The following is a 25,907-nucleotide window of genomic DNA, read 5'->3' on the forward strand; positions in this document are numbered from 1 at the left end:
AAATTACTTGCAAGAAACGAATACCCTTGTTAGGCTGGCGTGGATTATCACTATCCTAACCAGGGAGTAAAACATGACGTTTAAATCCAAGCTTCTTGCCTTTGCCGGCGCTTTAGCAATTGCTGGATCTTCCTTTGCAGCTTTCAAAGCTCCTCCAACTTGTCCAAGTGTAAGTGCTATTAAAATTGCAGGCTTATCAAATGCTGAAGAATTAATGACAAACTTTTATTTTGCTTATGAAGTAAGCAAATATGATACAGATAACAACTGGGTTTTCGCGACTGGTCCTTATGAAGCTGCTGATGAGGAAGAAGCATTAGAAGAGGCAAACAAAGGGTTACGCTATTTATCAGGCAATCCCATTGCTGAACCCGACGATGATAGCTGGCTCTGTCTTTATGAAATGGATGCAGAACATTTTGCTATTGCAATACAATCTGATCTTATCCCCTCTCCTTATAAAATTCGTCGCTTCTTAAGTAAGAAACACTAATCGAATTACTTAGGCCAGAGTAAACGCATCTAATGATGAGATATCCAAAATGTCTACGTTCCGCGCTGTATGCGCGAAATCTGGTTCTTATCTAGAGACCATGCGTAAAGCAGGGCAAGTAGGCTAAAATGGAGATTTTGTGACAAAAATTAGATGTATTTATCCTGGAGTTACGGGCTTAATTACCAGGTAATTGGGCCCATTTACTATCGCCGAGGAAAACTGATGTCTTTATTACGATGTGCTTGGTCAACGAATGATCCACTATATGTAGCTTATCATGATGAAGAATGGGGAGTTCCGGTAAAAACACCCGATAAATTGTTTGAAATGCTTATTCTTGAGAGCATGCAAGCAGGGTTAAGTTGGTTTACTATTTTAAAAAAACGCGAAGCGATGCGTCAGGCTTTTTTGAATTTCTCGCCAGAACAGTTGGCATTATTGACAGACAACGAGATTGACAAATTGTTACAAAATGAACAAATCATCCGTAATAAATTAAAAATAGCCTCCGTGCGTACTAACGCCAAATGCTTTTTAGCTATTGCTAAAAGGGAAAATATTATTGATTATTTTTGGCAGTTTACCCAGGGAAAAGTCATTCAAAATGAATGGCAGAAGTTGGTCGATATTCCAGCCGTAACTAACGAATCGAAAGCAATGGCCAAACAATTAAAAAAAGATGGTTTTTCTTTTATGGGGCCTACAACCTGCTATGCATTCATGCAATCAGTCGGCATGGTTAATGACCACCTTAAATGTTGTTTTCGCTGGCAGCAAGTACAATCCCAAACATGATACTGACACAAAATCTCCCTTCTTCACCATTTAGTTTACTTACTTAGTTTCTGAATAGTAGAAGCAATATCATCAACTTCACCTGAATAGTGATAATAAATCCTGTTTCGATAACAGTCGATAATGCAAAGCGGCTCTTGAGCCTCGTCATCCCGCTGCTTTAAAATCCAATAAATCCCATCGGGGTGATCTTTTTGAATTATCTCTTTGAGTAAATCAAGCATCTTGGTTTCTTCAAATTCAGCTTGTGTACAAACTAACCCTGAGGCCTGACTAGTCACTTTATAGGCAAAATGCTTTTCTGTCATAATGTCACCAATTCTAAATGCACGGTTATTATATCGGTCTTACCTCAAAAAAATTGAGACTCATACCAGCGAATCGACAGCGACTAGTTATAGTATAGTTTATTTAACTTGACTATCTGATTTAAGCGGCTTGGTATTTTTTACAAACTTAGCTGTTCATTACCCTCTTAAGCTTTATTTTAGGTAGTTTATCTCTTAAGTATTCTCAGCTATATTAAATCCACTTAAGTAAGATGAAAGAGTCTTAACTAGCTATTTATAGGAAATTTTCTTTCAATTACCGCGCATATAGGGATTAATAGAGATGGAGCTTTCTTCATGTCGAGACTTAAAAGAGCAGCGCTAGCCATACTGGTTTTAAGCAGCTGTACAATATCTGCCGGCACCATGGGCTCTCTATGCACTCCGGGCAATGCAACCGTCCCCTGCCAGAGGAATGGTTGGAACATCGGTGCTAAAGCACTTTATTTTAAACCTTCCTATGATGTCGATTACGGCTACGGTCCCTATATTCCCAGTGGTGTGAGCCAGCACTTTATTGATGTCGATCCAGACTGGGAATGGGGATTTATGATAGAAGGCTCTTACCATTTTAATACTGGCAATGATTTGAATCTGAACTGGTATCATTGGAAGCATACCACCCACTACAGTTATGCAGGTGCTTTTGTTGCCGGATTTCCTAACCCTTTATTTGGTAGCACTCGTTTTGAACCCCAATGGGATGCCGTTAACTTAGAATTCGGCCAGCATGTTGATTTCGGTGAATTCAAAGATATTCGTTTCCATGCCGGTGTGCAGTATGCGCGTATCAAACATAAAATTAGAGGGACAGGCTACACACCACTGATCGTCAACACGCCTTTTGATTTTTTTGCTGAGAGTGATTTTAATGGTTTTGGTCCACGGGTTGGCACCGATATGGCGTATAATTTCGGCAATGGCCTGGCTATTTACGGCTCTGCTGCTACAGCCATTTTAGTCGGCGACTTCAAATTTAATACCGCAGTCAATGTGCCTGATTTGTTAGCGCTGGGCCCCAGAGGATCAAAAACCGCGATTGCTCCTGAATTAGAAGCAAAACTTGGTGCTAAATACACCTGGCTTATAGGACAACAGGCGAATCTAGTGCTTGATGCTGGTTGGACATGGATTAGCTATCTCAATGCGAATCATTTTATCAGTCTCAGTGGCAATAACACCGAATCCAATTTTGCTATTCAAGGACCCTATGCGGGTTTGAAATGGATTGGAAACATCTAGCATCAATCATGCGCGAATGCTCATTGGTGAGTATTCGCAGGAATTACTAAAACTTTAAATTAACATGGAGGATAGAAAATATGGATCGTAAAAAAACTGGTCACTCAAATACTTATCACGGTTATCCCGGCACTGTTTTTGGGTCTGGCGTGAACCTTAGGCCATCAGGAACGCAGCACGGGCATGACGACCATACAAATACTCACCATCATGCTGGACCAGCTCATGAGCACCACCATGACAGCCGTTCAGGTGATCCTCACAGCCGTCACCATGGCCATGATCAAAGTCATAGTGAACATCAGCATTATTCAGGTTTTACTAAATAAATACGATTCACTGGATTGAAGTTGTTTATGAAAATTTGAACTCCGATGACAACGGTAAGGCCAAGTTGAATGACCTTTCATGGTTTCCATGAATAAACCACGTCAAGACATGGATGAGGCAAATAATGCCAGAAGCACGATTTATCAATTAACTGCCCTTTTATTACTGTTTATTCATTTAATAAAAGAACTATAATTAAACCATCATGCGAGTTAATAACGCCAAATGGAGATGGCATAATGAAGAAACTGCTGATATTGCTCTCGCTTCTTCTAATCGCTTCGACAAGTTTTGCCAGAATCCTTATTAATGACAAAGCTATTATGCTGGAACCTCACGGTGATTATTATAGTTTTCCAGATAGTTACCAGGAAAGTGGCGCAAGTTACCATTTTGTATTTGTTGGCGGGGTTTATCGTGTCTGTCATCTTGCCCCACAACCGTTTCTTGCAGATCTTGATCTGCTGAAGATACGCATCGAATTGGGTGAGAAAAAATTTTGGTGGTATTGTTACGCTTATCATCCAGGATTCTTTGAGCTGGATTTTTGATTCTCTTTTTAGCTAGTGTTCCTTTTTATTTGCTAACTACCAAATGAATTCAAAATCAAAACGTTGTGCTATAGAATTGACGCATAATTTTTTACCTCCGTAGGAAGTTCGTGTGAAAGGACTAAAGACTTTAAAGAAATACAGAAAGTATCAACGATGGATTAAAAAAAACACGGCTAAAAAGATACCATACGACTTTGCTTTTAAGCCATTAATGTCGATAGTCATAGCAACTGACAATACTTCCCCTGCCTTTTTAAGAAAAACGATTAAGTCGGTACGAAAGCAAGATTACACTAATTGGGAATTATGCATTGCGGATGACGCGTCAACTTCATCAGCAACGATAAAAGTTCTTAAACGCTATACCAATCACCCTAAAATTAAAATTAACTTTTGCAAAACAAGCCAAGGCATATCAAAAACAACCAATGAGGCAATACAGTTAGCGAGCGGGGAATTTATTGCTTTCTTAGAGCATACCGCTCTCCTGGCTCCTAATGCACTTTCCGAAATAGTACAGGCCATTAATAACAAACCGCTTACCAAATTAATCTATAGTGATGAAGACAAAATAAGCGCTTTTGGCTTTAGACATGAACCGCATTTCAAGCCAGATTTCAACTATGACTTACTCCTTAGCACAAATTATATCTGTCATCTTTGTGTCATTAAAAAAGAAATAGTAGATAAGCTTGGAGGATTTCGGGTCGGCTTTGAAGGCAGTCAGGATTACGATTTACTGCTGCGCTGCCTGTCTCTTGTTAAGGAAGAGGAAATCGTCCATGTCCCCCAAATTTTGTATCACAGACGGATGGACAAAAGTTCCATAACCAAGATGAATGTTGCCCAGTCTGGATTTAGGGCGCTGCAGGAATACCTAAAGCAGAATCATATCAATGCCATTGTGGATGAGGGAATTATAAATACTACTTATCGTATTAAATACCAGCTTCCTGAAAATCCTCCTTTAGTCAGTTTGATTATTCCTACAAAAGATCAGGCAGAGGTCCTCAAAAAGTGTGTACAATCTATTATTGAAAAAACAACCTACAATCATTACGAAATTATTATTACAAATAATCAAAGTGTGAACGAAGAAACCTTCGAACTTTTTGATCATCTTAAAACACTAAAAACTAACATCAAAATTGTCGATTACGATCATCCATTTAATTATTCTGCCATGAATAATTACATCGTAAATCATCATTGTCAGGGCGATATTATTGGTTTGATTAACAATGACATCGAAGTAATTAATTCAGACTGGTTATCGGAAATGGTTTCCCAGGCGCTTAGAGAAGAGATTGGTTGTGTTGGCGCAAAACTCTATTATCCCAATAATACCATTCAGCATGGTGGTGTTATTTTAGGTCTTGGCGGCGTTGCCGGACATGCTCATAAGCATTTCTCCGACCACTCATCAGGTTATTTTGGCCGCTTAGTACTTACTCAGAATTTATCTGCTGTCACGGCTGCTTGTTTATTGGTAAAAAAATCTATTTTTCTGGAAGTTAATGGCTTGAATGAAGATTCTTTAAAGGTAGCTTTCAATGATGTTGATTTCTGTCTAAAAGTAAGACGCTTGGGATATAAAAATTTATGGACACCTTATGCCAGACTTTATCATCACGAATCGCTTTCCAGAGGCATTGATGATACGCCAGAAAAAGTCACGCGCTTTCAAAAAGAAATCGATTACATGAAGAACACTTGGAAGAAAGAACTTGCTTACGATCCCTGCTATAACCCCAATTTAACGTTAAAAGCAGAGAACTTTTCCTGGGCAGACTAGGAGCCACGGAATATTTTCAGCGGATAATTTTGCAATTATTGGCATCATCTAGTGATATTTTTGCTCAAATGAAAGATTTTGACGCTTCCTGTGATGGAATTGGTCAGTATGGACCGCTATAATTCTCTAACTCCAAAAATCTTTTGAAAAACGCCTATGGTTCAAAAAACAGGTAGCGCCAATCTACCTTTACACTATGGTCATGTGCCTTTATGGCTAGCCGATCGCATGACAAAATTAGGGGCAGTTATGAGCCAAGCGATTATACATCATTATGGACGAGATGAGTTTCTGCGGCGCCTGGCTAATCCTTTCTGGTTTCAATCCTTTGGTGCAGTCATGGGAATGGATTGGCATTCCTCAGGCATTACCACGAGTGTTATTGGTGCGCTTAAGCGTGGTTTAAACCCCCTATCAAAAGAGCTAGGTCTTCATGTATGTGGCGGCAGAGGCAAATATTCTCGCCAAACACCACAGGAACTTATAACGATTGGTTCGAAAGTGGGTTTTGACGGCCAGCAATTGGCGCAATCCAGCCGTCTCGTAGCCAAGGTAGATAGTGCGGCAGTCCAAGATGGATTTGACCTTTACTTGCACAGTTTTATCGTTACCGACGAGGGAAAATGGACTGTCATTCAACAGGGTATGAATACCAGCAATAAACAGGCAAGGCGATACCATTGGCTATCCGAAGGGTTAAATAGTTTTATTGATGCACCTCATGCCGCCATTGAAGGACATTCCCAAGGTAATATTATCAATCTTACTGATCAGCGTGCCCAAATATCGCGCTCCATGCAAATTGAACTTTTGAAAACCCTATCACCTGAACGCATTCTTGCAGAAGCAGCAAAACATAAAGATATTATCTTAAATTCCGCAATAAAAACCAGGCAGATTCCCTTACCCCATCTGGAGATGCCAGCGCATCATCATGTAAGGGCTGAAAATATTTCTTTACGACGTTTACATGGCAATATTGCTGCTGCCATCGATCGCGGGCCTGAAGATTTCTCCGACCTTCTTCTAACGCCGGGTGTAGGTGCCAGAACAATTCTTGCACTGGCCATGGTGGCTGAAGTCATACATGGAGCTCCCTATAGGTTTTCCGATCCTGCTCGTTTTTCATTGGCGCATGGAGGCAAAGATCGTCATCCCTTCCCTGTTCCTGTAAGGGTATACGATGAAACTATCCGTGTTTTGAAAACCGCAGTGCAAAAGGCCAAGCTTGGCCAAAGCGAAAAATTGGACGCGATTAAGCAACTCGATAAACAAGCACGCAAACTTGAGCGTCACATTGTCAGTGGTCCCTCCGTCGAAGAAATTATTGCCCATGAAAAGGATATTTCATTCCTTTACGGTGGCCGAAGCGTATTTGGATTTGAAGAATAGCTAATACCATTACTCTTTAATTGCCTCCTAATCCCGTTTTTACTGTTTGCTCAACAATTAATGAATCCAACGCTTCTTTCAGTTGATACCATGAACGAAGATCATAGTGCTCCCCTGCCTTATGAGCATAGGTTTTGAGATTAGATTTTTTAAGCAGTGCATTGAGTTCATCTAATAAATAGGTTGCAAAAGAATGGTTATTATACCTGGTATTGGGATGACTAAAGAAATCATCAAATTTGGCTAAAATAACACTGGCTGTATCTGCTTGTATTTCCAACCGCAATGTTTCTGCCCGCGTTTGCCCAGTCATTCTATGCCGCAACCAACTAAACCAGCCATTTTCTTCTCGCGCGTTTGTTCCATGCAAATAGTGATCACGATATTTTTCCTCGGCGCTAATAATGGCATTTTTTAATAAATTATCGATACTCTGGGGGCTCTGTAACTCTTGTGGTGTATTAAAAAATGAATTACTGCTTAAAGAAGAACGAGCTTTACGAGTAGGCAACCTGCGCTTGGGCATTGAGGCACGCGACCGCGTAAGATGCACAAGTCTTTCTTCTGACGCAACTTCTTTTTCTTTAAGACCTTTTTCTGGAGTAACTGTTTTTGGGAATACTTGAGGAGCGGAAACAAGTTGTTCTTTATTGGTTAGTTGCTTTTCACTGATAAGCTTAGGCCCTAATCCGTGAAAGCCAGCTCGAATTAATTCCTCTCTTCTTGTAGCAACTAAGTTATTTGAAATATTAACTTTCTTATCATTTGTTTGTGCTTGATTTTTCATTGCCTTCCTCATCCTTGAAATCTCTGTTCGACAACTACAGACTCTGAACAAATAGAGCAATACTATACCTAATAGTTAAAATATACGCTAGGCACACTTTTCCCATTTACCTCAGAATTTTTAAGTACAGCAGCAAAAATTTTTGACCGTCCATTTAAGATTTCAAACCCTTAAAGGCAAGGATATGCTGATAAGCTTCATTAATGCGATTTTCACTTATTTCGCCTGAGCTTACCTTTGCTTCAATTATGTCAATAATTTCCTGAGGATCTTGTGGGTTTTCTGATAACTGATTACCAAATAGCAACATGTCTGCACCAGCATTTACAGCGAGCGTTACTGCTTGTTCCAGGCCAAAATTCTCACTGATAGCCTTCATTTGCATGTCATCAGTCACAATGACACCTTTAAATTGCAATTGCTCACGCAAAAGTTCTGTTAAAACTTTATGAGAGAGAGTAGCCGGCATTCCAGACGCATCAAGCTTGCGATTAATAATATGCGCCGTCATTATCATCCCACAAGGACTCTCGCTATTTAACAATAATCGATAAGGGTCTAACTCAAATTCTTGCCAGGAATCAGTAACATCAACAAATCCTAAATGAGAATCACTGGTTGAGCTCCCATGTCCAGGAAAATGCTTATAAACGCATTGCACATTATGTTGTAAAAAGTCTTGAGAAAAAATGCCACCATACAGCGCTACGTTGACAGGATCATCAGAAAAGCTTCGCCCTAACAAACCAATGATTGGGTTATTTTGGTTCACATTCACGTCAATATCTGGAGCAAAATCTAAATTAAATCCTTCATCTTCTAAAGTTTTTCCCATTTTATCTGCTTCTTGATGAGCAGCCTCTGGAGTCATTTGTCCAATATCCGCAGCCGATAGGGTTTGAGGAAAACCATATTTAGCGCTAAGTCTATCAACAGCGCCTCCTTCATAATCGACAGAAATCAGTAATGGCAGTTGTGGACGGTGATGAGTTTGGTTAGCAATTTTGTTAGCCTGCTGCAATTGCTCATTAAGTTTTTTTACTTGTTCTGGACTAGCAATATTTTTATCGAAGGTTTGTGTGCGATAATTATAATCAAATAAAATCACTCCCCCAATATTGCTCTTTTCTATTGCCTGGACGATAGGTGATTGCTCATTAACTTCCTTGCCATCAAAGCCAACAATAAGCATTTGGCCTATCTTTTCACGCAAACTTGGCTCTTCAGCATTGGCGACCCCTGCGCACAACAAGAGCAAAGGAAACAAAATTCTGGCATATTTCATGGTGGCTTCTGCTTCGTTTAAGGCCAAACATGATAACAATTTGACCAAAAAGGATCAAGAATGAATTATTCTTCGCATTTCCAGCTTTCCAATGATCAGTTCTATGTCTAAACTAAAATGATTGAAGCAACTTGGTCTTTCAGCAAGACTGTGCTATTTTTTCATGTAAACTTTTCAGGATGATCAAATGAAATCATTTGTTGAGCAAGCTCAGTTTTATGCTAAATACCATCAAAAGCCGATAACTCTCTACACTCATCTTGCAGGCGTGCCTTTAATTATTTTTTCTTTAATGATTTTTTTAGGTTTTTTTCATTTAATCGTTCCTGGACTTCTTGATACAACCTTTGCGAGCATCGCTACTGTCGTCTTACTTATTTACTATTTTCTTTTAAACTGGCGCCTGGCTTTAGTACTAACACCAATTCTCATTTGCTTGTTATGGATAGCCGAGGCTATTAGTTGGGCAGGACCTACCAGAGGAGCATTGTGGACCTTTATCATCACCTTTATTCTAGGATGGGCCTTACAACTGGCAGGACATTATATCGAAGGAAAGCGGCCCGCATTAATGGATAATTTTTGGCAAGCCTTGATTGCACCTTTATACATTACTGCTGAGCTCTTTTTTAAGGGCGGTCGCATGCAAACATTAAAAAATCAAATTCATGGGGAGGACGTCGTGCCCCCTGCTAAAACAGTAACACCCGTCTCTGAGAAACCTTCAGCCGACGATATCATGTAATTTCATCCCGTAAGCCAAAAACCCTTCCCTTGATGAAACAGCATTTCATCAAGGGAGCTTTAGGGCCAAATTTTGAAATTAATTTACTTCGTAATCATAAAGCAATGATGGATGCGTTTGCTGCGCTTGAAATCTAAATCTATCGTCTCGGCAGTAATATTCTGGACGTTGTATTTTTCCTGAATGATTGGCAGTAATTTAAATTGTCTTAAATTGGTTGAGAAATATAAAATTCCTTCAGGATTTAACAAGCGCATGGCAGTATCAATTAATCTTTCCTGATCGCGTTGCACATCAAGGGTATGCTGCATTCGCTTTGAATTTGAAAAACTAGGCGGATCTAAAAAGATAACATCAAAGCGATCGCGAGTTAGCTTTAACCATTCCAAACAATCAAAATGAATAAATTGATGTTTTGATAAACTAATATGATTGAGACGAAAATTGTCCTCAGCCCACTGCAAATAAGTCTTCGATAAGTCAACATTTGTTGTCAATGCGCCAGCTAATGCCGCATGCACACTGGCGCTAGCAGTATAACAAAAGCAATTTAAAAAGCGTGTGCCAGGTTTTAACTGGGCAAAACGCATACGCAAGGGACGGTGATCTAAAAATAATCCCGTATCCAAATAATCATACAAATTTACTTTTAATTTCGCCTGTCCCTCAATGACAGTCATGACATGCTTTGTCTGATTCATTTTTTGATACTGATTACTGCCCTTTTGCTGTTTCCGCTGTTTGACAATAAGTTTGTCAGGAGAAATATTCAATACTTGTGGCACAACTTGAATTACTTCAAGACTGCGCTTTTCCACTTTATGAGCCGGGATGTCTGAAGGCGCGGTATATTCTTGTAAAACGGCGTAATCATTATAAAGATCAATCGCATAAGCATATTCAGGTAAATCCGCATCGTAAACACGGTAACAACTTATTTGATTTCGTTTAACCCATTTTTGTAGATGCTGGTAATTTTTTCGTAAGCGATTTGCCAACATCTGAGCACCTGAGGATAACTCATCACTTTTGCCTGTTTTTAAGCGATTTTCACTATCCAAGGCAACGCAATACAATTTGCACTCTAAAGGCCCATTGAACAAGGTATATTGTTTGCCTGCACGCAATCCTAACGCTTTTGCTAGCATGGTATTTGAAGTCAGGATAGCAGCGTGCCATCCTTGATAATAAGTATGGAGGGTGGTTCCCAATTGTTGATATAACGGTATGAGTTTGGTTGCTTCACTTAATCGCTGCCCGTAAGGAGGATTAGTAACCATCAACCCCTTCTCATAATTAGGACGACTATCATTAATCGATGCAACCGCAAATTCAACTAAAGGAAGCACGCCTGCACGCTCAGCATTTGCCTGAGCTATTTTAATAAGTTTTGGGTTACTGTCTGTACCTTTTAATTTTACGTACAACGGTTTAACCTGTTGCAAAGCCAAGGTTCGTACCTTTTCCCATAAAGAAGGTTGATGTTGCGCCCAATGAACAAGTGATTGATCTTGCCGTAATAAGCCTGGAGCAATATGACTTGCCATCATGGCCGCCTCAATGATGATTGTTCCTGACCCACAGAAGGGGTCTTGTAAACTATAACCTTTTGCGGCTAATTGCGGCCATTTCGCTCGAATAAGCATTGCCGCTGCAATGTTTTCCTTTATGGGTGCTTCCCCAGCTTGAGTACGATAGCCTCGCTGATGAAGACTATAACCTGTTAAATCAAAACTCACAGTCACAATATCATTTTTTAAATGGGCATGCAGACGTATTTGTGGACGCTCACGCTCAATTGAAGGGCGCAGACCTTTAAATTGGCGAAAATGATCAACAATTCCATCTTTGACAACTTGTGCACCAAACATGGAGTTACGTATATGGGTAGAAGAGCCATGAAACTCAATTGCTAATGTTTTTTCGGCAGTAAACACGGTTTGCCAGGGAAATTGATTACAAAGCTGATAAAGACTTTGTTCATTATGCGCTTGCCCACTAAACAATATAAGCTGCACGCGATTAGCCAGGCGAGACCATAAACAAAGCTGATAGATAATGGCAATATCCCCTTCGCCGTAAACGCCTTGAGGGCTAACACGTGTAACATGCAGGCCTAGTGCTTTGAGTTCTTCTTCAAGAAGATATTCCAATCCTTTCGGGCAGCTTATAAATAATGAGTATTTCATGATAAGCATGACCTTAGAAAACGAAAGAGTGCCTTCGAAGCACCACCCTGTTTGTTATTAGTTTTTTCATCGATAGCTTTTTTTACCAACTGCCGTAATTGTTGGACATCCGTGGGATTATACTGATCAATAAACGCTGTTAAAGCCTCTTTCCCGTCATCAATTAACCGCTCACGCCACTGTTCCAATTCATGAAAAGCGGCTGTTTGCGCACTATCTTCGGCAACAATCGATTCATAAGCGGCCAAGATAGCTTCACTGTCTGATGCTCGCATCAGTTTTCCTATCAATTGCGCTTGTCGTCTCATAGCGCCATGGCTTTTAATATTTTTCGCTTCTATGATGGCTTGGCGCAAATTGGCAGGCAATGGTAATTCATCAAGCTTGGTAGCGTTTAAAGCAATTAATTTTACCCCTACCTTTTGCAAAGCTTCAGCATCACGCTTTTTTTGGGATTTACTTTTCTGCTCTTCCATCAATAGACCTTTTGGGGAATGGTATTTGTATTTTTACAAATAATAGTCGGTTTTTTATTTTATCATTGTTAACACTGGTCTTGAAAATGGATTTACTCAACGGAAGCAAACGAAACATCTGTAGTATGATACATTTTTTGTGATCTGGCATTTTTTAGATAAGTGCGACTTATGGCATAGAGATTATAAATTAAAATTACCAATAACAGCGAATGTAACCAGGTTACCGTAAGTTTGGTAAACAGGGGTAAGGTAATGAAAACCCCAATGCAACCGGCTAAACTTAAAATTAACGTTTTCTTTAATGGAATTTTATTTTGTTGCACGAAAACCAGGGTAGTTAAAGGTTGCTGCATAGCACCTGCCGTTGTCATAATGGGAAATGCAACTACAGGAGAAACATTTAATAAAAATAAAACAGCTTGAACCATAACAAACAAACCAATACCCACAGAAGTTAATGCGCCACAAATAACCATCGCCAAAAAACCAATCACCAATTTCCATGAGTGAAGTTCAACGATATCGCCACCATTAGGCATCAAGCGAAATTGATGACTTACAAGTAATCCAATAATAGCAACAAAACAACACATCATAGCCAAACGAATGGCTTGTTTACTTAAACGGCTAACAACACTTCCGCCAATTAAACCACCAACACAAGTCCCTAACACCAGCGTTAACAAGGTTGTAAGATCGACGTCTACCAGGCGCATAAAAAACAATGATTCGATAGTTCCCGGAATAACTTGGGCACCATTATTAACAGCGGGTAACTCATCATCAGGAAAAGTGCCTAGCAATTTAGCCAAGGCTACGTTTACTGCAAAACTACCGATACCTAAAGTATCAGCAATAAAAGCAGTAATGCCACTGAAAGTTAATTTTAGATAGTCAAGCGATGACAGTTTGACAGTAGGTTGCTTCATCAATGCATAAAACATAGCAACTACACAAATTACAGTCAAAACTAATATTGTAAAAATTATCAACGGAAATGCCATCACGCTCTCGTTTCATAAAGTTAACTAAAAACCAATTAACACTTTATTGGCTAATCGTTTATGTTCTTTGCATCTAATAAAGCAAGAAAATGACCCCCGATTATACATTATTTACTCTGTCCAGCAAATGGCAAAATGCTCAAATATCGATCTTTGTGACTATATTTTTTATTGCCCTATACTTATTATTGCGAATACATAGATACAAGGACGCATCATGAAGCTCATTAATTCCACAAATCCTAAGAAAAAACACCTTCCTCTTCTTCAAGCTCTTTTTCAGCAGGCAGATGATTCCCGACAAGGCTTTGGAGAATCCAAATTTTACTATGTCAACTATAAAAATAAAAAAATCAAAGTCGCCTTAACCCATACCATTATTAAACGCCAGAGTAAAAAAGGAGGTAATCGTTACGAGGTTATTGATTCCACACCACTGGGAAAGGGCTCTTATGGTGTCGTTTACCCCATTAAGGCGACAATTAAAATCGCTGAGGAAACCCTGGTTGTCAAGCATAAAGCTCATGGTAAACGTAGGGTAGTCAAACAACGGCTGCATTCAACTAAAACCATGGATGAGGCAGTTAATGAATACATCATCACCCATATGACTCCTCACTCTCACCCCAAATATCCAGTCGTCTATGGTCACCATATCTATAGTGTTTCAAGACGAATGGAGGGACGTGAATTATTTGACATTATTAATGATGATTTTTTGCACAAGCAAGAACTTACCCTTAAACAACGTTTTGAATTAAGCATTCGGTTAATTGAGGCTCTGCAAACCCAAGTTTTTGACGCAGGGTTGGTACATCGTGACTTAAAACCTGAAAATATCATTGTTGATATGGATGAAGGCCTTGTCGGTACTATTGACTTTGGTTTAGCCAAAATAGGTGAAGGTTATGTTAATAATGATGCTGTGGGTTCTCCTCTTTACGTTTCACCAGAAGTTTTTCAAGGAAGTGGCACCACGCAATTAAGTGATGTTTATGGATTGGGGCGTATTCTTGCATTATTATGGCGTGTTGATCTGACGAGTTATGATACCAATTTAACAGCCTCACAACTCTATACTAACGCAAAAAAGAATAATTATTCGAATTTATTTGTAGGAATTAAAAGTACACTTGAACCTGAAGTGGCACTCATCATTCAAGAGATCATTGAAGGCATGACTGCTTTTAACCCTAAAAATAGATTAGATCTTAAAGGGGCATTGACTAAATTTCATACCGCGCAAAATTTACAATTTCCGAAATCCACAACAAACGCTATTATCAACGTATCAGCAGATGAAGACAGCATGCCCTTTAACACCAACACCATCAAAATTGCTAAGAACGAGCCTACGCCCAATCCACCGAAAAAAACAAAAAAATGGGGACTCTTCTTCAAGGCTTCCAAGAAAGAAGAACTTTCAATGTTACCTAAAGAAGAAGAAAAAAAACCTGGCAAATCAGATATTTATTAACCAAATAGGCGCTTGGCAATGCCCGCTACGTGTTTACCTTGAAAGCGGGCAATTTGCAGTTCAACAGGACTGGGGGAACGACTGCCATCGGCGCCTGCAATGGTGCCCGCACCATAAGGAGAACCACCACGCATCGCGCTTAAATCGGTTAACCCTTTTTCTGAATAAGGCGTACCAACTAAAATCATTCCGTGATGCATTAATGTATTCCAAAAAGATAAAATGGTTGATTCATTACCTCCACCGGTGCCAGTAGACACGAAAACGCTTCCTATTTTGCCTATCAAACTACCCTTAAGCCACATACCACCGGTTTGATCGAGAAAATTTCGCATTTGTGCCGCCATATTTCCAAAACGAGTAGGCGTGCCAAAAATAATGGCATCGTAGTCTTCAAGCTCATGCGGCTTTGCAATTTCCGCTTTTTGATCCAACTTAACCCCAGCTTTTTTAGCCACATCTTCAGGCATCGTTTCGGGTACACGCTTAATTGTGGCCTCAACACCATCCACTTCGCGAACCCCTTTAGCAACTTCTTCGGCCATCGTTTCAATATGACCATAACTGGAATAATATAGAACGAGTACTTTTGCCATTCTCTCCTCCCGGGTCAAAATCGGTTATTTCGGTAATCATCCAAAGCCTGCATTACCTCTTCTTGGGTATTCATTACAAAAGGTCCAAGCCAAGCAATGGGTTCTTTTATTTTTTCTGCAGCAATTAATAAACAATGAGCATCTTTTATACCTTCAGCAATTAAAGATGTTCCTTGACTTAAAACCGCCAAATTTCGCTCACCAACTACTTTCCCTTGAATATTTACTTCACCCGCCAAAACAAAAAGAAGCGCTTGATGATTTAATGGAATGCTCTGTTGCCATTTCTCATGGCATGGTAAATGGATGTCAAAGAAAATCGGTTGTGTTGCGATACCATGAATCGGTGATTGCGTACCCTGATCGGTTTTACCGGCAATAACTTTAATTGTTAAACCTGAATCATAGGATTCAACAGGCAGTTGACTCGCTGGAAACTCTTGATAACGAGGCTCAACCCACTTATTGGCAGCGGGCAAATTAAACCAAAGCTGTAGTCCAGTTAATCGACCCTGTGCCTGTTTAGGCATTTCGGAATGAATGATGCCGCGTCCAGCGGTCATCCATTGCACATCGCCAGGACCAATAATCCCACAATGATCATGGTTATCTCGATGTTCCATTTGGCCATTTAATAAATAGGTGACTGTTTCAAAGCCGCGATGAGGATGCTCTGGAAATCCTCCCAAATAATCCATCGCTTCATCACTATCAAAAAAATCAACAAGTAAGATGGGATCAAACTCATTTTGTCTAGTGGTACCTATATAGCGATACAGTTTTACTCCAGCGCCTTCTCGCATCATCGTACCAGTAAGTAGTTTCTCAATCGCTATGGTTTTCATGAGGATTTTTTTTATTACAATAAAAAATAGCATACTTCAAAATGAAGCACTTGTTAAATCAATAACTTTTTTTAAGTTATCCCTTAAAAACCATAACAATGTAATCTTGGGAAAAACATCTTTGCTAACCTGACAAATTAAAATTCTTGCACTATGCTGAAAAATCTAATATTAGGAAAAGGAGCTTCCTTGTGGATACTAAAGAGCACACTGAATTAGGAAATGCATTACGATTTACAGGTGTTGAAGGTAATCCTTATTTGCGCATCGATGAAGAAGGAACGCTTCATTTAAGGTTACAACATTTTCATGGCGATGGTATTCCAGAGCCGATGCTCCTTGAAATGACGGCCGGTGAAATTATAGCGATGGCGGCTGACTATTTTACGGATCGCGATTGGAATATGAAATTAGACCTCCCCAGTTGCCATAGCTTTAAAACCGCAGAGCGGTTTAGCCAGGTAGCAAGTTCTAGTCTCGGTGATTACCTTATCGAACAACCGGTAACTATCGATGAAGAAAATGCGTTGCTTAAAGCCTATAATAATCTTGCCTCACCAGAAGTTAATCGTGACAACATTGACTTAATTTATAAAATTGATGGCAGTACCTATATCCCTTTTTCAAACACCTTAAATGAATACATCAAACAAGTGATGTTTTATTTTCGCGTCAAGGATTATGGGGAAATGTTAAATCGCAACCAAACTCATTTTACACCCTGGTCTGTGCGTGTATATACCTTAGGCCACCATCTCGCCCTTAAATATGCACAAGTTACTCATGAGATACAGCGGTTAATTGCTGATTCTGACTATCAGTCCTCTAATGAGGATTTCCGTAATTTAGTAACGACATTACAAACGAAACCAGATGGATTATCCACGGAAAATCTTAAGGAGCTTTTCTATCGCTATCAAGCACTGACATTTTGTGTGGAATTATTTGTATTTCATTACTATTCCGATCATTTTGCCGCAGGACACATGTCTATGGTCGGTGACTTGCGCGTTTTACTAACAGAACGCTTCGGAACGTGGGGAAGTATTCTTGCCAATAATCTTCACAATGAATTAAATCGCGTTGGTGTTTACACTAAACGCCCCTATGACCCCACACCCACACCGCTCGAACCCCCAACTTCAGCACGCGGCGATGGTGATTTTAATAGTTGCATCAATCATTTTAATAAAGACGCCTGCATCGCCGGCATGCAATGCTCATTAGCAGACTTAAACCGTGTCTTGATTGGAGAAACTGCCCCAGAACAAAAACAATATGGCGGTCTTGAGCATTTGCCTGATGTGGATTATAGCTATCGTCAACTTCAACCGTTGCTGCTCATTGGTGAAGATACCAAAATTTACTATCGCGCCAATTTAAGCCAAATTAAAACGCTTTCACCCTCAGATTATGCAAAACTACTTCTTTCTCCAGCGCAACATGGCTATCAGGAGTTAAAAGGGAAGTGGGATGCATTCTGGCTTGTAGTTAAATTACGGGTATTGCCTTTTATTTACTCAGGAGAGGTGCAACCGTTATCAGCGGCCGACTTACTGCGTATTGAAGAGGAAGAACATGAGTTAAATCCAGGAAGAGATCCCATTCCCACTCCTCCTTGTACTCCGGAAGAAACCCCAGCTATCGAAGCATCAAACTGGCGTTCACCAGTACAAGAAGAGAAAATTCATGCTGCTTTAAACAGATATGGTTTAATCCCCAAGCCGGTTACGATACAACCTAAAGAACAAACAATAGAAACGACTCTGACTATCTAACACTGTTAATCTCGACAAGTCGATGTGCTTGTCGAGAGTTGTTTAATGCCAACAAATTAATTTGGGTCTTGATCTAAATCTTTGCGAATAGAATAATAAGTGTTTACTTTAAAACAAGGGAAGAGGATGCTTCGTCTAAAATTAATGCTGACTTCCATTCTTTTTTTAATTCTTTGCACTACTGCTCACGCTTCTAATGCCACTCTAACAACATTAGATGGGCAACAAATCACATTCAGCAGTTTAAAAGGAAAATGGATCTTTATTAATTATTGGGCCAGCTGGTGTCAACCTTGTCTTGATGAAATTCAGGAATTAAACCGATTTTATAATCAGCAAAAAGATCGCGTTGCTTTATTTGCAATAAATTACGATATGCTTCCTGTTGAAGAGCAATTACAACTTATCAAAAAATACCGTATCAGCTACCCTAGTTTACAAGAAGATCCAGCAGCTTTATTGCAATTAGGAAGTATTCCCGGTGTTCCCGCTACCTTTGTATTTAACCCGCAAGGCAAATTAAGTCAGACACTTTTTGGCCCGCAAACTGTATTTGGCTTAAATAAAATCGTCCTCCAAAAACCCATGTCTTAGCTAGAGTAGTTGACAGTAAATCCTACAAGGCAAGAATTGTTTTATTTTTGAGCTTCATGTATATTACACAGCCCCTTGCCTTATTTAGAGACAAAATATGTATGTTTTATCCGATTTGACGGAATTTAACCACGCTTTAATCTATGCTTTTGAACCAGAATCTTCTCCGCGACGTTTAATGGGTTCTGAAACGTTTATCGATGCACTTCTTCCTGAAGCAGGACAGCATGAGGATATGCTTGCAGCTTATCTCTACGCCCAAAATACCATCTTACCCTTTATTCGGGAAAATGGTTGGAAAAAAGTTGATGAAAAACTTTTTCTCGAGTGGATAAATACGCTTCATGGTTTCATAGGTAATACGCTATTATCAACCCATGGCAGAAAAGCCGGTCAATACACAGAAGAACTTGTTTTACGCTGGCATAAAGGTTCGCAACTTTCTACGGAATTTATTCTATTTTTATCGGATAGTCATACGATAAAAAACAAAAATAAATTTATACTTCATCTAGTAGAGTTAGGGCTTGATAAAGACGATGCATCGAGCTTTCTTAATTTGCTGCTAGCGATAAAAACCAATAAATCTCTCAAACCACATCCTTCACAGCTCCCTTTTATCGATCCACAAAGCCCTTTTATTTCTGGTATTCTTACTCTACAGAAATTAGCGGTGGCTTATCATGGGAACCAATTAAAAGCGAAGGAAAAAGCATGCGTCGATCGTGTTGTTAAAATTTGCCGCATGCCTATTGAACTGCCTGCAGCCATGGACTCTTTCGCCAAAGAAACCTTGCAAGGACTTCGGGAGCTTGGCGATCGCCAGGAAAGAGATTTAGCGGAAGTTGCCGCCTTTCTTGGTCGTGCCTTTTATAACTTTACAGACATTCATCCATTTGGCAATGCCAATGGTCGCACAGGGACTTGTTTAATCAATATTTTCTTACGTAGTTTTGACCTACCCAGTATTTTATTACGCCATCCAGGGGAAAAAGAAAATGCAAACAGTAATTACGCAAAAGCCATTGCCGAGCTTGATCATTCTCTCCAACCTCTTAACGAATTAATTTTGCATCGTATCTTGGTGGCTCAAAAGGAAACCTTTGCCGATGAGCAATTAAAACAGATTATTAGCTTGCGCGTAGCCTTAAGCACGGTGCTTCAGCGTATTCATAAAAAGCATCCCAGTTTTGATCTGGAATCACTCCGCGACAAAATTAGTCCATCTATACTTTTGGCAGCCAACTTCTCCGAAGATATGAATGCCACATCACTTCTGCTTTTAACATCCCTTTTAGCAATTGCTGATGAAGAAGAGAAACGGCTAGATGCTACAAAAATTAAACCTCTTCTACCACCTGTTATGAACATAGAAGAAAAACAAAACTTACTACAGGCTTTGGAAAAACTAACGGGCCAGACTGGCTGGGCAATTAGTAATGGGACTGGACTAGCTGCCTGGATTAAACAAGCAACGGCTGAGCAGGCAGAGCAAACCTTTAAAACGTTAGAATCATTGGATCTTGGAACAGTAACGATCCTGGATATTAAAACTGGAGATGGTCAAGTTCAATCGGTAGTTCAATGTAAAAATGTTAATGTCAAAAAATTACTTGCTTTAGCAGAAAAAACGCCAACGCTTGATACAGCTTCCTCCAACGTTCATGAGCTCACATGACATCAAACTAAATTAAATCTCCTCTGCCAGGACTACAAATGCTTGGCAGAGTTTTTTTCTTAATGTTCAGAGCGACTCATTTAAGCAGCTCTTAGTTTAAATTTGACCCCATACTGACACTCTCAACCACCTCTTCTTTTCCTTTTTTCTTATCATTTGCAGGAGCAAAGAAATGAGAAGTGGACTGACCATTTTTTTGCGAAGAATAAGCTTTGCTAAAGCTATATTGCTGTGAATTGTAGCTAAAAGATAATAAATTCCACATAAAATTTAAATGAGGATAATTGCCAAACATATGTTGATAAACAGACCCAGCTTCCTTTTCAGAGGTGGGACAAAAATTTAGTAATAATTCGTTGGCATAATCTTTATTAATTTTACCCCAATTTTTTAAGATAATTGCTGCATTTTTAAAATTATATTCCCCTGAAAAAAATGGGTTGCTCCTCGTGTCTTCTGCAAGCAAAATACTACCAAATAAAAATAAAGATATGACTCTCACTTCTTTATAATTCGGTGGCTCAGCTGAAAATACAGTAGGTAGTAAAAGTTTAATAGGAAGAAACACGGTATCAATATTTGAAATAACAAAAAATAAATTCCAGCTACTATACAAATCACGCCATTGTGAATGAATATTAAATTGCGATATTTTTTTTGCGCTTTTTTCTAATTTCAACTCAGGCAAAAGCATATACTCGTCTGTTTCATTCCAAACCACAGCTTCAGGAAGAATATGAGAAACGACTTTAAATTGATTCGTATATTGGCATTCCTCCATGACACCGATAAGACCACCGCCGGCGGCAGCGTTTTCCATACCGCCTTTATTTTTATTGTGACCGGTTGAGTCTTCCCACATGGCTTCAAAAATATTTAAGCCCATTGATGGAGCAGTTGTAGTGTATACTGTATCTGGGATTGCTAATTCAATATCGGCATTCCAACCAGATAAATTTTTGGTTTGCACAAAAGCATCTACATCTGCCTTTGTTTCTGCTCCTACACCCATTGCTTTATGAAATAAAATATTAAGCATGCCAGGTTTGATAGAAATGAATTTTAATCTTTCAAATAGCGAAGCATGATAAGGAGTACCAAGGAAAAAATCGGCAATAGGATTGCCAGGGAAACGAGAGCCACTGCGTTTTGTTAAATGGGTATAAACCTCCTCAGCAAAACCGTCGCCATTGACCATGGTAATTGTTATTGCTTCAAAAACACAAAGCAGATTAATTTGCAGTTGTAATGTTTTTGCCGCTCTTTCAAGTTCAATATCACTGATTAATTCATTTTCTTGGATAAATGCAAGTAAAGAACAAAGTGGTTTGTTATTTACAATAGCTAACTCAACATGCTTTATTAGGGTGCTAAGATCTATTTTTTGAGTTGAAATTTTAAGAATAAACTCATTAAATTCTTTATTATCCGTAATCATTTTATCAAGATTAAGCTCAGATAAAATTTGCTTAATTAGCTTTGGATCTGAAAATTTAACGATATATTTCTCTACTCGTTCGAGGAATTTTTTGGCACCCTGTTCAGCACTCATTTTTAAATAATCCAAAAATATAAACTCAACAATTTTAATGTTTATTTATTAAGTAAATATTAAGAAAATTTATTGAGAAATTTTTTAAAATTTGGTAACTAATCCTGTGAGAAAATTTCTGATGTAAATTAAGTTTTTGAAATAGTTAATGAATTTTGAGCTGAGGCTCGTCGTGGAGCGCTCATTTCTTATAGAGAAAAAAATAAAATCTTCCTTACTTTTCTCTGGGATCTAAGCAGGAAAATTAATGCAGATTAGAAAGAATAACTCGGGCTAACTTTAGTAAAATAGACGGCGCTTCTGTTCTTGTGTTAATTTAATTTTCAAGCGCCAGCCACCTTCCTCTTCAATTTCCTCGCTAAGCACAGCATCCATTTCATAAAGCTTGGCTCGCAGTTTAGCTTCTTTTGGTGTTAATGAAATTTCTTCCTCAATACTGACACCCTGTAATTGCGTGGCTATCGCTTCACAGAGTAAGTTGAGACCAGCTCCGGTTTTGGCTGAAACCCATACTTTACAACCTTCTTCTTGCTGCTCCACCTTCGCTTCCCATCCTTCCTGCTGATCAATTTTGTTAAAAACCTGGATCATCGGAATATCTTTTACTCCGAGCTCATTTAACACTTGTTCTACAGCAAATACCCTATCTCGCCAGTGAGGATCAGAAATATCAATCACGTGCAGTAATAAATCAGCTTCTTCTGTTTCTTCAAGCGTTGCGCGAAAAGCCTCTATTAAGTGATGGGGAAGATCACGAATAAAACCCACTGTGTCGGTCAAAATTACCGCTGTAGCTCCTGCTAACTCTAATTTGCGCATCGTTGGGTCAAGTGTGGCAAACAATTGATTTGCAGCATAAATATGTTCGCCAGTTAAGGCATTAAATAATGTCGATTTACCTGCATTAGTGTAACCAACTAAAGAAACTGTTGGCAAAGCCGCTTTTTTTCGTGCACGGCGATTTTGATCACGACTACGTCTTACTTTTTCCAAGCGTTTATTAATGGATTTAATCCGCTCACGAAGCAAACGACGGTCGGTTTCTAACTGGGTTTCTCCAGGGCCTCTAAGCCCAATTCCCCCTTTTTGTCGCTCAAGGTGAGTCCATCCGCGAACCAGACGGGTAGATAAATGCTGTAATTGGGCTAATTCTACCTGCAATTTCCCTTCAAACGTCCGCGCGCGTTGCGCGAAAATATCGAGAATTAAACCACTGCGATCAACAACTCGACATTCTAACAGACGCTCAAGATTGCGTTCCTGGGAGGGTGAAAGCTCATGATTAACCAATACCAGCTCGGCATTATGGTTCATGACTTGCTGTTTAATTTCTTCGGCCTTTCCTAAGCCCACATAATATTTAGCTTCAGGGGTAGAGCGTGCGCCTAATACACAATCCATCACTTGCGCTTGTGCAGATACTGCCAATTCTTTAAATTCGGCTAATGCTTTTTCTGCATCGATTCCTGGCAATGCCATTTGTACTAGAACCGCACGCTCCCCTCCTTGTGGTCGTTCAAACAAGGCTGTATTTCCGATTAAAATAAAAACACTTAGTCTGCCACATTTCCTTCTTCGTCACCAGTAGGTACTTTTACCATGCGTGAGGGCACTACAGTGGAAATGGCATGTTTATAGACCATCTGCGTTACTGAGTTTTTCAACATAACGACATATTGATCAAATGAGTCAACAATACCGTGTAATTTAATCCCATTGACTAAAAAAACGGAAACAGGAATCTTTTCCTTTCGTAGTTCATTCAAGAAAGGATCTTGTAATAGATGATTTTTAGACATTGCCTACTCCTTATTATTATTTTATTCAGGCAACTACTACTTCACTAGTATAGTCGTCCGCACAAAATAAAACTTTAAGACTTCGAGAAAATTTATTGCCTTGAGCAATTTCTTTCATTTTTTAATTATAGTTAGAACTGATGCACCAAATTAGAATCAGAACAATTTTTCTCAGAGTCTAAAATGTAATTACCATTGCATCCTCTTTTGATTTCGTTACTATAGGGGTGCCTGTAAAAAACTATTCGACCACTCTGGTCTATCGTCAATGCACTGGAATAAAATCCCAGATTCTTTTTTCTAGCTGTTCATAAAGCAATAGTGTTTTAAACAGCTGAATGCATCGTTTTGGGATTAGGACCAGCCAATTATTGGCTATTCATTCATTTAACAGGCAAAAATAAGGAGATTAGTATGACTAAATATGTAATAAGTGAATTACTATCTATGGAAAACCCTTATGAGAAACTCATAGAGGAAGGTGACTCATTAAGAGAGAGTAAAGAAGCCATTGATGCACTTTCTCCTAAAGAATTAGCCGATTTGGTCTCCAAAATCATGTTAGGATGCCCTAGTGAAAAATTTAGTGAATTAAATAAAAAAGTTAGTCGCACACTTGTTGGTACTAAATTTTCACAAACTGTCGGTCAAGCCTGTGTTTTAAGTCGCTTACTGGAGACCCTAAATGGAGAAACACCTCATCAAGCCTTTCAACGCGACTTTGATGTATCGCTGTTTCATAAATTTTCTTATTTAGTTGCAGCAGTTATTCCTGATATGGATAGTATCAGCGAAAAATTAGCTCAAACTGCACCCCAAGAGAAACTTTCTGCTATCTCAAGACAAATGACTTTGCTACGCTCTATGACTTGTGGCAAACAAACACTTGAGCAAAAATGTACTCAGTTCACTCAAATAGCTGAAGAAAGAAGAGCACAAACAAAGGAAACTTACGTTTCTCTTGGTAATAGTCGTGATAGTGTATTTGCTACTGATGAGCGTCAAAAAGACCAGGTGAGTTCCTCCTGTGAAAAAGAAACCAGAGTGGAATCATCTTTGATTTAATCTAACTTCTCTGATAAACGTCTTTGACTTTACCGGGGCGTTTATCAAATAACACTCCTATCCCTTTATAATTTATAACATTTTTTAAAATTCAGCAGCTCTATCCATCTCAATAGTAATAATCTAAACTTTTTTCACAACAATGTTAGCACTCACGGCAGAAACTCTATTCTGTTTATTTTTATGCAGATTAGGGATGACACATTTTACTTGCGTGTTTTTAGGAATTATTTATGCAAATAATAAGAAGAATAACTTTTATCATAGCAGTATTAATTAATGGCCAAGCAATCTCCGGAAGCATGAATAAAAACATACTCAATATGCCTAAAGAAAATCTTTATTTTGGTATAGGTGTGGGAGGCACATTTAATAAAGATACTTTGGACACACTGTCAGATAATTCTCGCATCAGTAAATCCATAAACCATAGCGATGTAAATGGAAATATATCCCTTGGCTACGGGCATACCTTTGCTAATGCATTATTTTTAAGTGTTGAAGCAAATACCTACTTTCCAAGACGCACCACTACAGTGATTTCACCGGCTCTACCTCCTGATGATAATCTCTTTTATGAGAATCAAATTGCTTTTGATGATTACTTAGGACTTGATTTATTATCAGGCTATCGTCTCAATTCTCTTCTTTTATTCTATGGACGAGCAGGACTTTCATTTCGTGATCTTAGCATCAATCAAAATCCAACCAATACATCTGTTAGTTTTTTTAATTCAGGAAATTCTGTGGGTGGCAGATTCGGATTAGGTTTCTCTTATGCATTAAGTCCCAACTTCGCAGCGAGTGTAGACTATTTTTACACTTACCATCCCACTTGGAGTTCTTACTGGCGTTTATATTCATTGCAATTTAATACAAAATCTTATGCTAACTATGCGGGAATATCATTAATCGTCAAGGTTTAAGGTATGGATATTGCGATCGGCTAAAGAGTTAGAGTTAATTGAAAAAAATATTGAAACATCAATATCAATAGAATTTGAAGATGCAACTTAATATTTTTTCAATATAAAATAATATTTCCTAATATAAGCAAATTGCTAATTTTATTGTTCTTTGCATCATATTTATCGCTTTATG

At 38.9% G+C, this 25,907-nt stretch carries 25 protein-coding genes; 14 read left to right on the top strand and 11 right to left on the bottom strand.

Annotated elements, in window-relative coordinates; translation table 11 throughout:
• Positions 1–73: 73 nt before the first annotated feature.
• Both PXX05_RS13470 and PXX05_RS13475 read left to right on the top strand, forming a co-directional pair.
• Positions 74–493: a DUF4949 domain-containing protein gene (locus tag PXX05_RS13470; RefSeq protein WP_275088709.1), complete on the top strand. Its 420-nt coding sequence runs from the start codon at positions 74–76 to the stop codon at positions 491–493.
• Between the two features lie 225 nt (positions 494–718).
• On the top strand, positions 719–1,291 hold the full coding sequence (locus PXX05_RS13475; protein ID WP_275088710.1) for a DNA-3-methyladenine glycosylase I: 573 nt from the start codon (positions 719–721) through the stop codon (positions 1,289–1,291).
• Between the two features lie 35 nt (positions 1,292–1,326).
• Here PXX05_RS13475 and PXX05_RS13480 read toward each other — a convergent pair whose 3' ends face one another.
• The gene (locus tag PXX05_RS13480) at positions 1,327–1,599 is read right to left on the bottom strand and encodes a hypothetical protein (RefSeq protein ID WP_275088711.1); all 273 of its coding nucleotides are present in this window, start codon (positions 1,597–1,599) and stop codon (positions 1,327–1,329) included.
• 318 nt (positions 1,600–1,917) lie between these two features.
• Here PXX05_RS13480 and PXX05_RS13485 point away from each other — a divergent pair, with 318 nt between their 5' ends.
• The 5 genes from PXX05_RS13485 to PXX05_RS13505 all read left to right on the top strand — a co-directional run bounded on the left by PXX05_RS13485 (position 1,918) and on the right by PXX05_RS13505 (position 6,933).
• Positions 1,918–2,862, top strand: coding sequence for an Lpg1974 family pore-forming outer membrane protein (locus tag PXX05_RS13485; protein WP_275088712.1), 945 nt, complete (start codon positions 1,918–1,920; stop codon positions 2,860–2,862).
• A 149-nt stretch (positions 2,863–3,011) separates the two neighbouring features.
• Positions 3,012–3,191 carry a hypothetical protein gene (locus PXX05_RS13490; RefSeq protein ID WP_275088713.1) on the top strand — a complete coding sequence of 60 codons (180 nt, stop codon included), beginning with the start codon at positions 3,012–3,014 and terminating at the stop codon, positions 3,189–3,191.
• A gap of 240 nt (positions 3,192–3,431) precedes the next feature.
• Complete coding sequence (locus PXX05_RS13495) at positions 3,432–3,743, top strand: hypothetical protein (protein ID WP_275088714.1); 312 nt, start codon at positions 3,432–3,434, stop codon at positions 3,741–3,743.
• A 112-nt stretch (positions 3,744–3,855) separates the two neighbouring features.
• The gene (locus PXX05_RS13500) at positions 3,856–5,541 is read left to right on the top strand and encodes a glycosyltransferase family 2 protein (RefSeq protein ID WP_275088715.1); all 1,686 of its coding nucleotides are present in this window, start codon (positions 3,856–3,858) and stop codon (positions 5,539–5,541) included.
• 156 nt (positions 5,542–5,697) lie between these two features.
• Positions 5,698–6,933: a DUF763 domain-containing protein gene (locus tag PXX05_RS13505; RefSeq protein WP_275088716.1), complete on the top strand. Its 1,236-nt coding sequence runs from the start codon at positions 5,698–5,700 to the stop codon at positions 6,931–6,933.
• Between the two features lie 16 nt (positions 6,934–6,949).
• Here the strand turns inward: PXX05_RS13505 and PXX05_RS13510 are convergent, their stop codons facing one another.
• Positions 6,950–7,720: a hypothetical protein gene (locus PXX05_RS13510; protein ID WP_275088717.1), complete on the bottom strand. Its 771-nt coding sequence runs from the start codon at positions 7,718–7,720 to the stop codon at positions 6,950–6,952.
• Positions 7,721–7,874: 154 nt separating this feature from the next.
• Positions 7,875–9,005, bottom strand: a complete 1,131-nt coding sequence (locus tag PXX05_RS13515; RefSeq protein WP_275090523.1) for a glycoside hydrolase family 3 protein — start codon at positions 9,003–9,005, stop codon at positions 7,875–7,877.
• Between the two features lie 187 nt (positions 9,006–9,192).
• Between PXX05_RS13515 and PXX05_RS13520 the strand changes: the two genes are divergently transcribed.
• Positions 9,193–9,750 carry an Mpo1 family 2-hydroxy fatty acid dioxygenase gene (locus PXX05_RS13520; protein WP_275088718.1) on the top strand — a complete coding sequence of 186 codons (558 nt, stop codon included), beginning with the start codon at positions 9,193–9,195 and terminating at the stop codon, positions 9,748–9,750.
• An 83-nt stretch (positions 9,751–9,833) separates the two neighbouring features.
• Here the strand turns inward: PXX05_RS13520 and rlmKL are convergent, their stop codons facing one another.
• The 3 genes from rlmKL to PXX05_RS13535 all read right to left on the bottom strand — a co-directional run bounded on the left by rlmKL (position 9,834) and on the right by PXX05_RS13535 (position 13,422).
• Positions 9,834–11,939 carry a bifunctional 23S rRNA (guanine(2069)-N(7))-methyltransferase RlmK/23S rRNA (guanine(2445)-N(2))-methyltransferase RlmL gene (rlmKL, locus tag PXX05_RS13525; protein ID WP_275088719.1) on the bottom strand — a complete coding sequence of 702 codons (2,106 nt, stop codon included), beginning with the start codon at positions 11,937–11,939 and terminating at the stop codon, positions 9,834–9,836.
• Positions 11,936–12,415 carry a ribosome biogenesis factor YjgA gene (yjgA, locus tag PXX05_RS13530; RefSeq protein WP_275088720.1) on the bottom strand — a complete coding sequence of 160 codons (480 nt, stop codon included), beginning with the start codon at positions 12,413–12,415 and terminating at the stop codon, positions 11,936–11,938. The genes rlmKL and yjgA overlap by 4 nt, the downstream gene beginning before the upstream one ends.
• 92 nt (positions 12,416–12,507) lie before the next feature.
• The gene (locus PXX05_RS13535) at positions 12,508–13,422 is read right to left on the bottom strand and encodes a sulfite exporter TauE/SafE family protein (RefSeq protein ID WP_275088721.1); all 915 of its coding nucleotides are present in this window, start codon (positions 13,420–13,422) and stop codon (positions 12,508–12,510) included.
• A 217-nt stretch (positions 13,423–13,639) separates the two neighbouring features.
• On the opposite strand from PXX05_RS13535, the gene PXX05_RS13540 reads away from it, so the two are divergent.
• Positions 13,640–14,899 (top strand): protein kinase domain-containing protein, encoded by a 1,260-nt coding sequence (locus tag PXX05_RS13540; protein WP_275088722.1) that lies wholly within the window; start codon positions 13,640–13,642, stop codon positions 14,897–14,899.
• Here PXX05_RS13540 and wrbA read toward each other — a convergent pair.
• Both wrbA and PXX05_RS13550 read right to left on the bottom strand, forming a co-directional pair.
• Positions 14,896–15,495 carry an NAD(P)H:quinone oxidoreductase gene (wrbA, locus tag PXX05_RS13545; protein WP_275088723.1) on the bottom strand — a complete coding sequence of 200 codons (600 nt, stop codon included), beginning with the start codon at positions 15,493–15,495 and terminating at the stop codon, positions 14,896–14,898. The two genes, PXX05_RS13540 and wrbA, sit on opposite strands and share 4 nt — an antisense overlap.
• Positions 15,496–15,509: 14 nt before the next feature.
• On the bottom strand, positions 15,510–16,340 hold the full coding sequence (locus PXX05_RS13550) for a pirin family protein (protein WP_275088724.1): 831 nt from the start codon (positions 16,338–16,340) through the stop codon (positions 15,510–15,512).
• A gap of 191 nt (positions 16,341–16,531) precedes the next feature.
• Here PXX05_RS13550 and PXX05_RS13555 point away from each other — a divergent pair, with 191 nt between their 5' ends.
• The 3 genes from PXX05_RS13555 to PXX05_RS13565 all read left to right on the top strand — a co-directional run bounded on the left by PXX05_RS13555 (position 16,532) and on the right by PXX05_RS13565 (position 20,390).
• On the top strand, positions 16,532–18,118 hold the full coding sequence (locus PXX05_RS13555) for a type IV secretion protein Dot (protein WP_275088725.1): 1,587 nt from the start codon (positions 16,532–16,534) through the stop codon (positions 18,116–18,118).
• Positions 18,119–18,244: 126 nt separating this feature from the next.
• The gene (locus PXX05_RS13560; RefSeq protein ID WP_275088726.1) at positions 18,245–18,712 is read left to right on the top strand and encodes a TlpA disulfide reductase family protein; all 468 of its coding nucleotides are present in this window, start codon (positions 18,245–18,247) and stop codon (positions 18,710–18,712) included.
• 97 nt (positions 18,713–18,809) lie between these two features.
• Positions 18,810–20,390 carry a Fic family protein gene (locus PXX05_RS13565; RefSeq protein ID WP_275088727.1) on the top strand — a complete coding sequence of 527 codons (1,581 nt, stop codon included), beginning with the start codon at positions 18,810–18,812 and terminating at the stop codon, positions 20,388–20,390.
• A 91-nt stretch (positions 20,391–20,481) separates the two neighbouring features.
• On the opposite strand, the gene PXX05_RS13570 is transcribed toward PXX05_RS13565, so the two are convergent.
• The 3 genes from PXX05_RS13570 to hfq all read right to left on the bottom strand — a co-directional run bounded on the left by PXX05_RS13570 (position 20,482) and on the right by hfq (position 23,741).
• A complete protein-coding gene (locus tag PXX05_RS13570; protein WP_275088728.1) occupies positions 20,482–21,942 on the bottom strand; it encodes a symporter in 1,461 nt (486 codons plus the stop codon).
• Between the two features lie 279 nt (positions 21,943–22,221).
• On the bottom strand, positions 22,222–23,466 hold the full coding sequence (gene hflX, locus PXX05_RS13575; protein ID WP_275088729.1) for a ribosome rescue GTPase HflX: 1,245 nt from the start codon (positions 23,464–23,466) through the stop codon (positions 22,222–22,224).
• Between the two features lie 29 nt (positions 23,467–23,495).
• Positions 23,496–23,741 carry an RNA chaperone Hfq gene (hfq, locus tag PXX05_RS13580; RefSeq protein ID WP_275088730.1) on the bottom strand — a complete coding sequence of 82 codons (246 nt, stop codon included), beginning with the start codon at positions 23,739–23,741 and terminating at the stop codon, positions 23,496–23,498.
• A gap of 414 nt (positions 23,742–24,155) precedes the next feature.
• On the opposite strand from hfq, the gene PXX05_RS13585 reads away from it, so the two are divergent.
• Both PXX05_RS13585 and PXX05_RS13590 read left to right on the top strand, forming a co-directional pair.
• Positions 24,156–24,806, top strand: a complete 651-nt coding sequence (locus PXX05_RS13585; RefSeq protein ID WP_275088731.1) for a hypothetical protein — start codon at positions 24,156–24,158, stop codon at positions 24,804–24,806.
• A gap of 233 nt (positions 24,807–25,039) precedes the next feature.
• Positions 25,040–25,732, top strand: coding sequence for an outer membrane protein (locus PXX05_RS13590; RefSeq protein WP_275088732.1), 693 nt, complete (start codon positions 25,040–25,042; stop codon positions 25,730–25,732).
• Positions 25,733–25,907 lie beyond the last annotated feature (175 nt).

Origin of the sequence: Legionella cardiaca (genome assembly GCF_029026145.1) — a bacterium.
GTDB classification, from domain to species: domain Bacteria; phylum Pseudomonadota; class Gammaproteobacteria; order Legionellales; family Legionellaceae; genus Tatlockia; species Tatlockia cardiaca.

Coding starts and splice junctions, on each gene's coding strand:
- hfq (WP_275088730.1), bottom strand. CDS start 23,741: ATGTCTAAAAATCATCTATTACAAGATCCTTTCTTGAATGAACTACGA.
- PXX05_RS13470 (WP_275088709.1), top strand. CDS start 74: ATGACGTTTAAATCCAAGCTTCTTGCCTTTGCCGGCGCTTTAGCAATT.
- PXX05_RS13510 (WP_275088717.1), bottom strand. CDS start 7,720: ATGAAAAATCAAGCACAAACAAATGATAAGAAAGTTAATATTTCAAAT.
- PXX05_RS13495 (WP_275088714.1), top strand. CDS start 3,432: ATGAAGAAACTGCTGATATTGCTCTCGCTTCTTCTAATCGCTTCGACA.
- PXX05_RS13560 (WP_275088726.1), top strand. CDS start 18,245: ATGCTTCGTCTAAAATTAATGCTGACTTCCATTCTTTTTTTAATTCTT.
- PXX05_RS13550 (WP_275088724.1), bottom strand. CDS start 16,340: ATGAAAACCATAGCGATTGAGAAACTACTTACTGGTACGATGATGCGA.
- PXX05_RS13505 (WP_275088716.1), top strand. CDS start 5,698: ATGGTTCAAAAAACAGGTAGCGCCAATCTACCTTTACACTATGGTCAT.
- PXX05_RS13570 (WP_275088728.1), bottom strand. CDS start 21,942: ATGAGTGCTGAACAGGGTGCCAAAAAATTCCTCGAACGAGTAGAGAAA.
- PXX05_RS13480 (WP_275088711.1), bottom strand. CDS start 1,599: ATGACAGAAAAGCATTTTGCCTATAAAGTGACTAGTCAGGCCTCAGGG.
- PXX05_RS13585 (WP_275088731.1), top strand. CDS start 24,156: ATGACTAAATATGTAATAAGTGAATTACTATCTATGGAAAACCCTTAT.
- wrbA (WP_275088723.1), bottom strand. CDS start 15,495: ATGGCAAAAGTACTCGTTCTATATTATTCCAGTTATGGTCATATTGAA.
- PXX05_RS13520 (WP_275088718.1), top strand. CDS start 9,193: ATGAAATCATTTGTTGAGCAAGCTCAGTTTTATGCTAAATACCATCAA.
- PXX05_RS13565 (WP_275088727.1), top strand. CDS start 18,810: ATGTATGTTTTATCCGATTTGACGGAATTTAACCACGCTTTAATCTAT.
- PXX05_RS13540 (WP_275088722.1), top strand. CDS start 13,640: ATGAAGCTCATTAATTCCACAAATCCTAAGAAAAAACACCTTCCTCTT.
- rlmKL (WP_275088719.1), bottom strand. CDS start 11,939: ATGAAATACTCATTATTTATAAGCTGCCCGAAAGGATTGGAATATCTT.
- PXX05_RS13590 (WP_275088732.1), top strand. CDS start 25,040: ATGCAAATAATAAGAAGAATAACTTTTATCATAGCAGTATTAATTAAT.
- PXX05_RS13515 (WP_275090523.1), bottom strand. CDS start 9,005: ATGAAATATGCCAGAATTTTGTTTCCTTTGCTCTTGTTGTGCGCAGGG.
- PXX05_RS13535 (WP_275088721.1), bottom strand. CDS start 13,422: ATGGCATTTCCGTTGATAATTTTTACAATATTAGTTTTGACTGTAATT.
- yjgA (WP_275088720.1), bottom strand. CDS start 12,415: ATGGAAGAGCAGAAAAGTAAATCCCAAAAAAAGCGTGATGCTGAAGCT.
- PXX05_RS13475 (WP_275088710.1), top strand. CDS start 719: ATGTCTTTATTACGATGTGCTTGGTCAACGAATGATCCACTATATGTA.
- PXX05_RS13485 (WP_275088712.1), top strand. CDS start 1,918: ATGTCGAGACTTAAAAGAGCAGCGCTAGCCATACTGGTTTTAAGCAGC.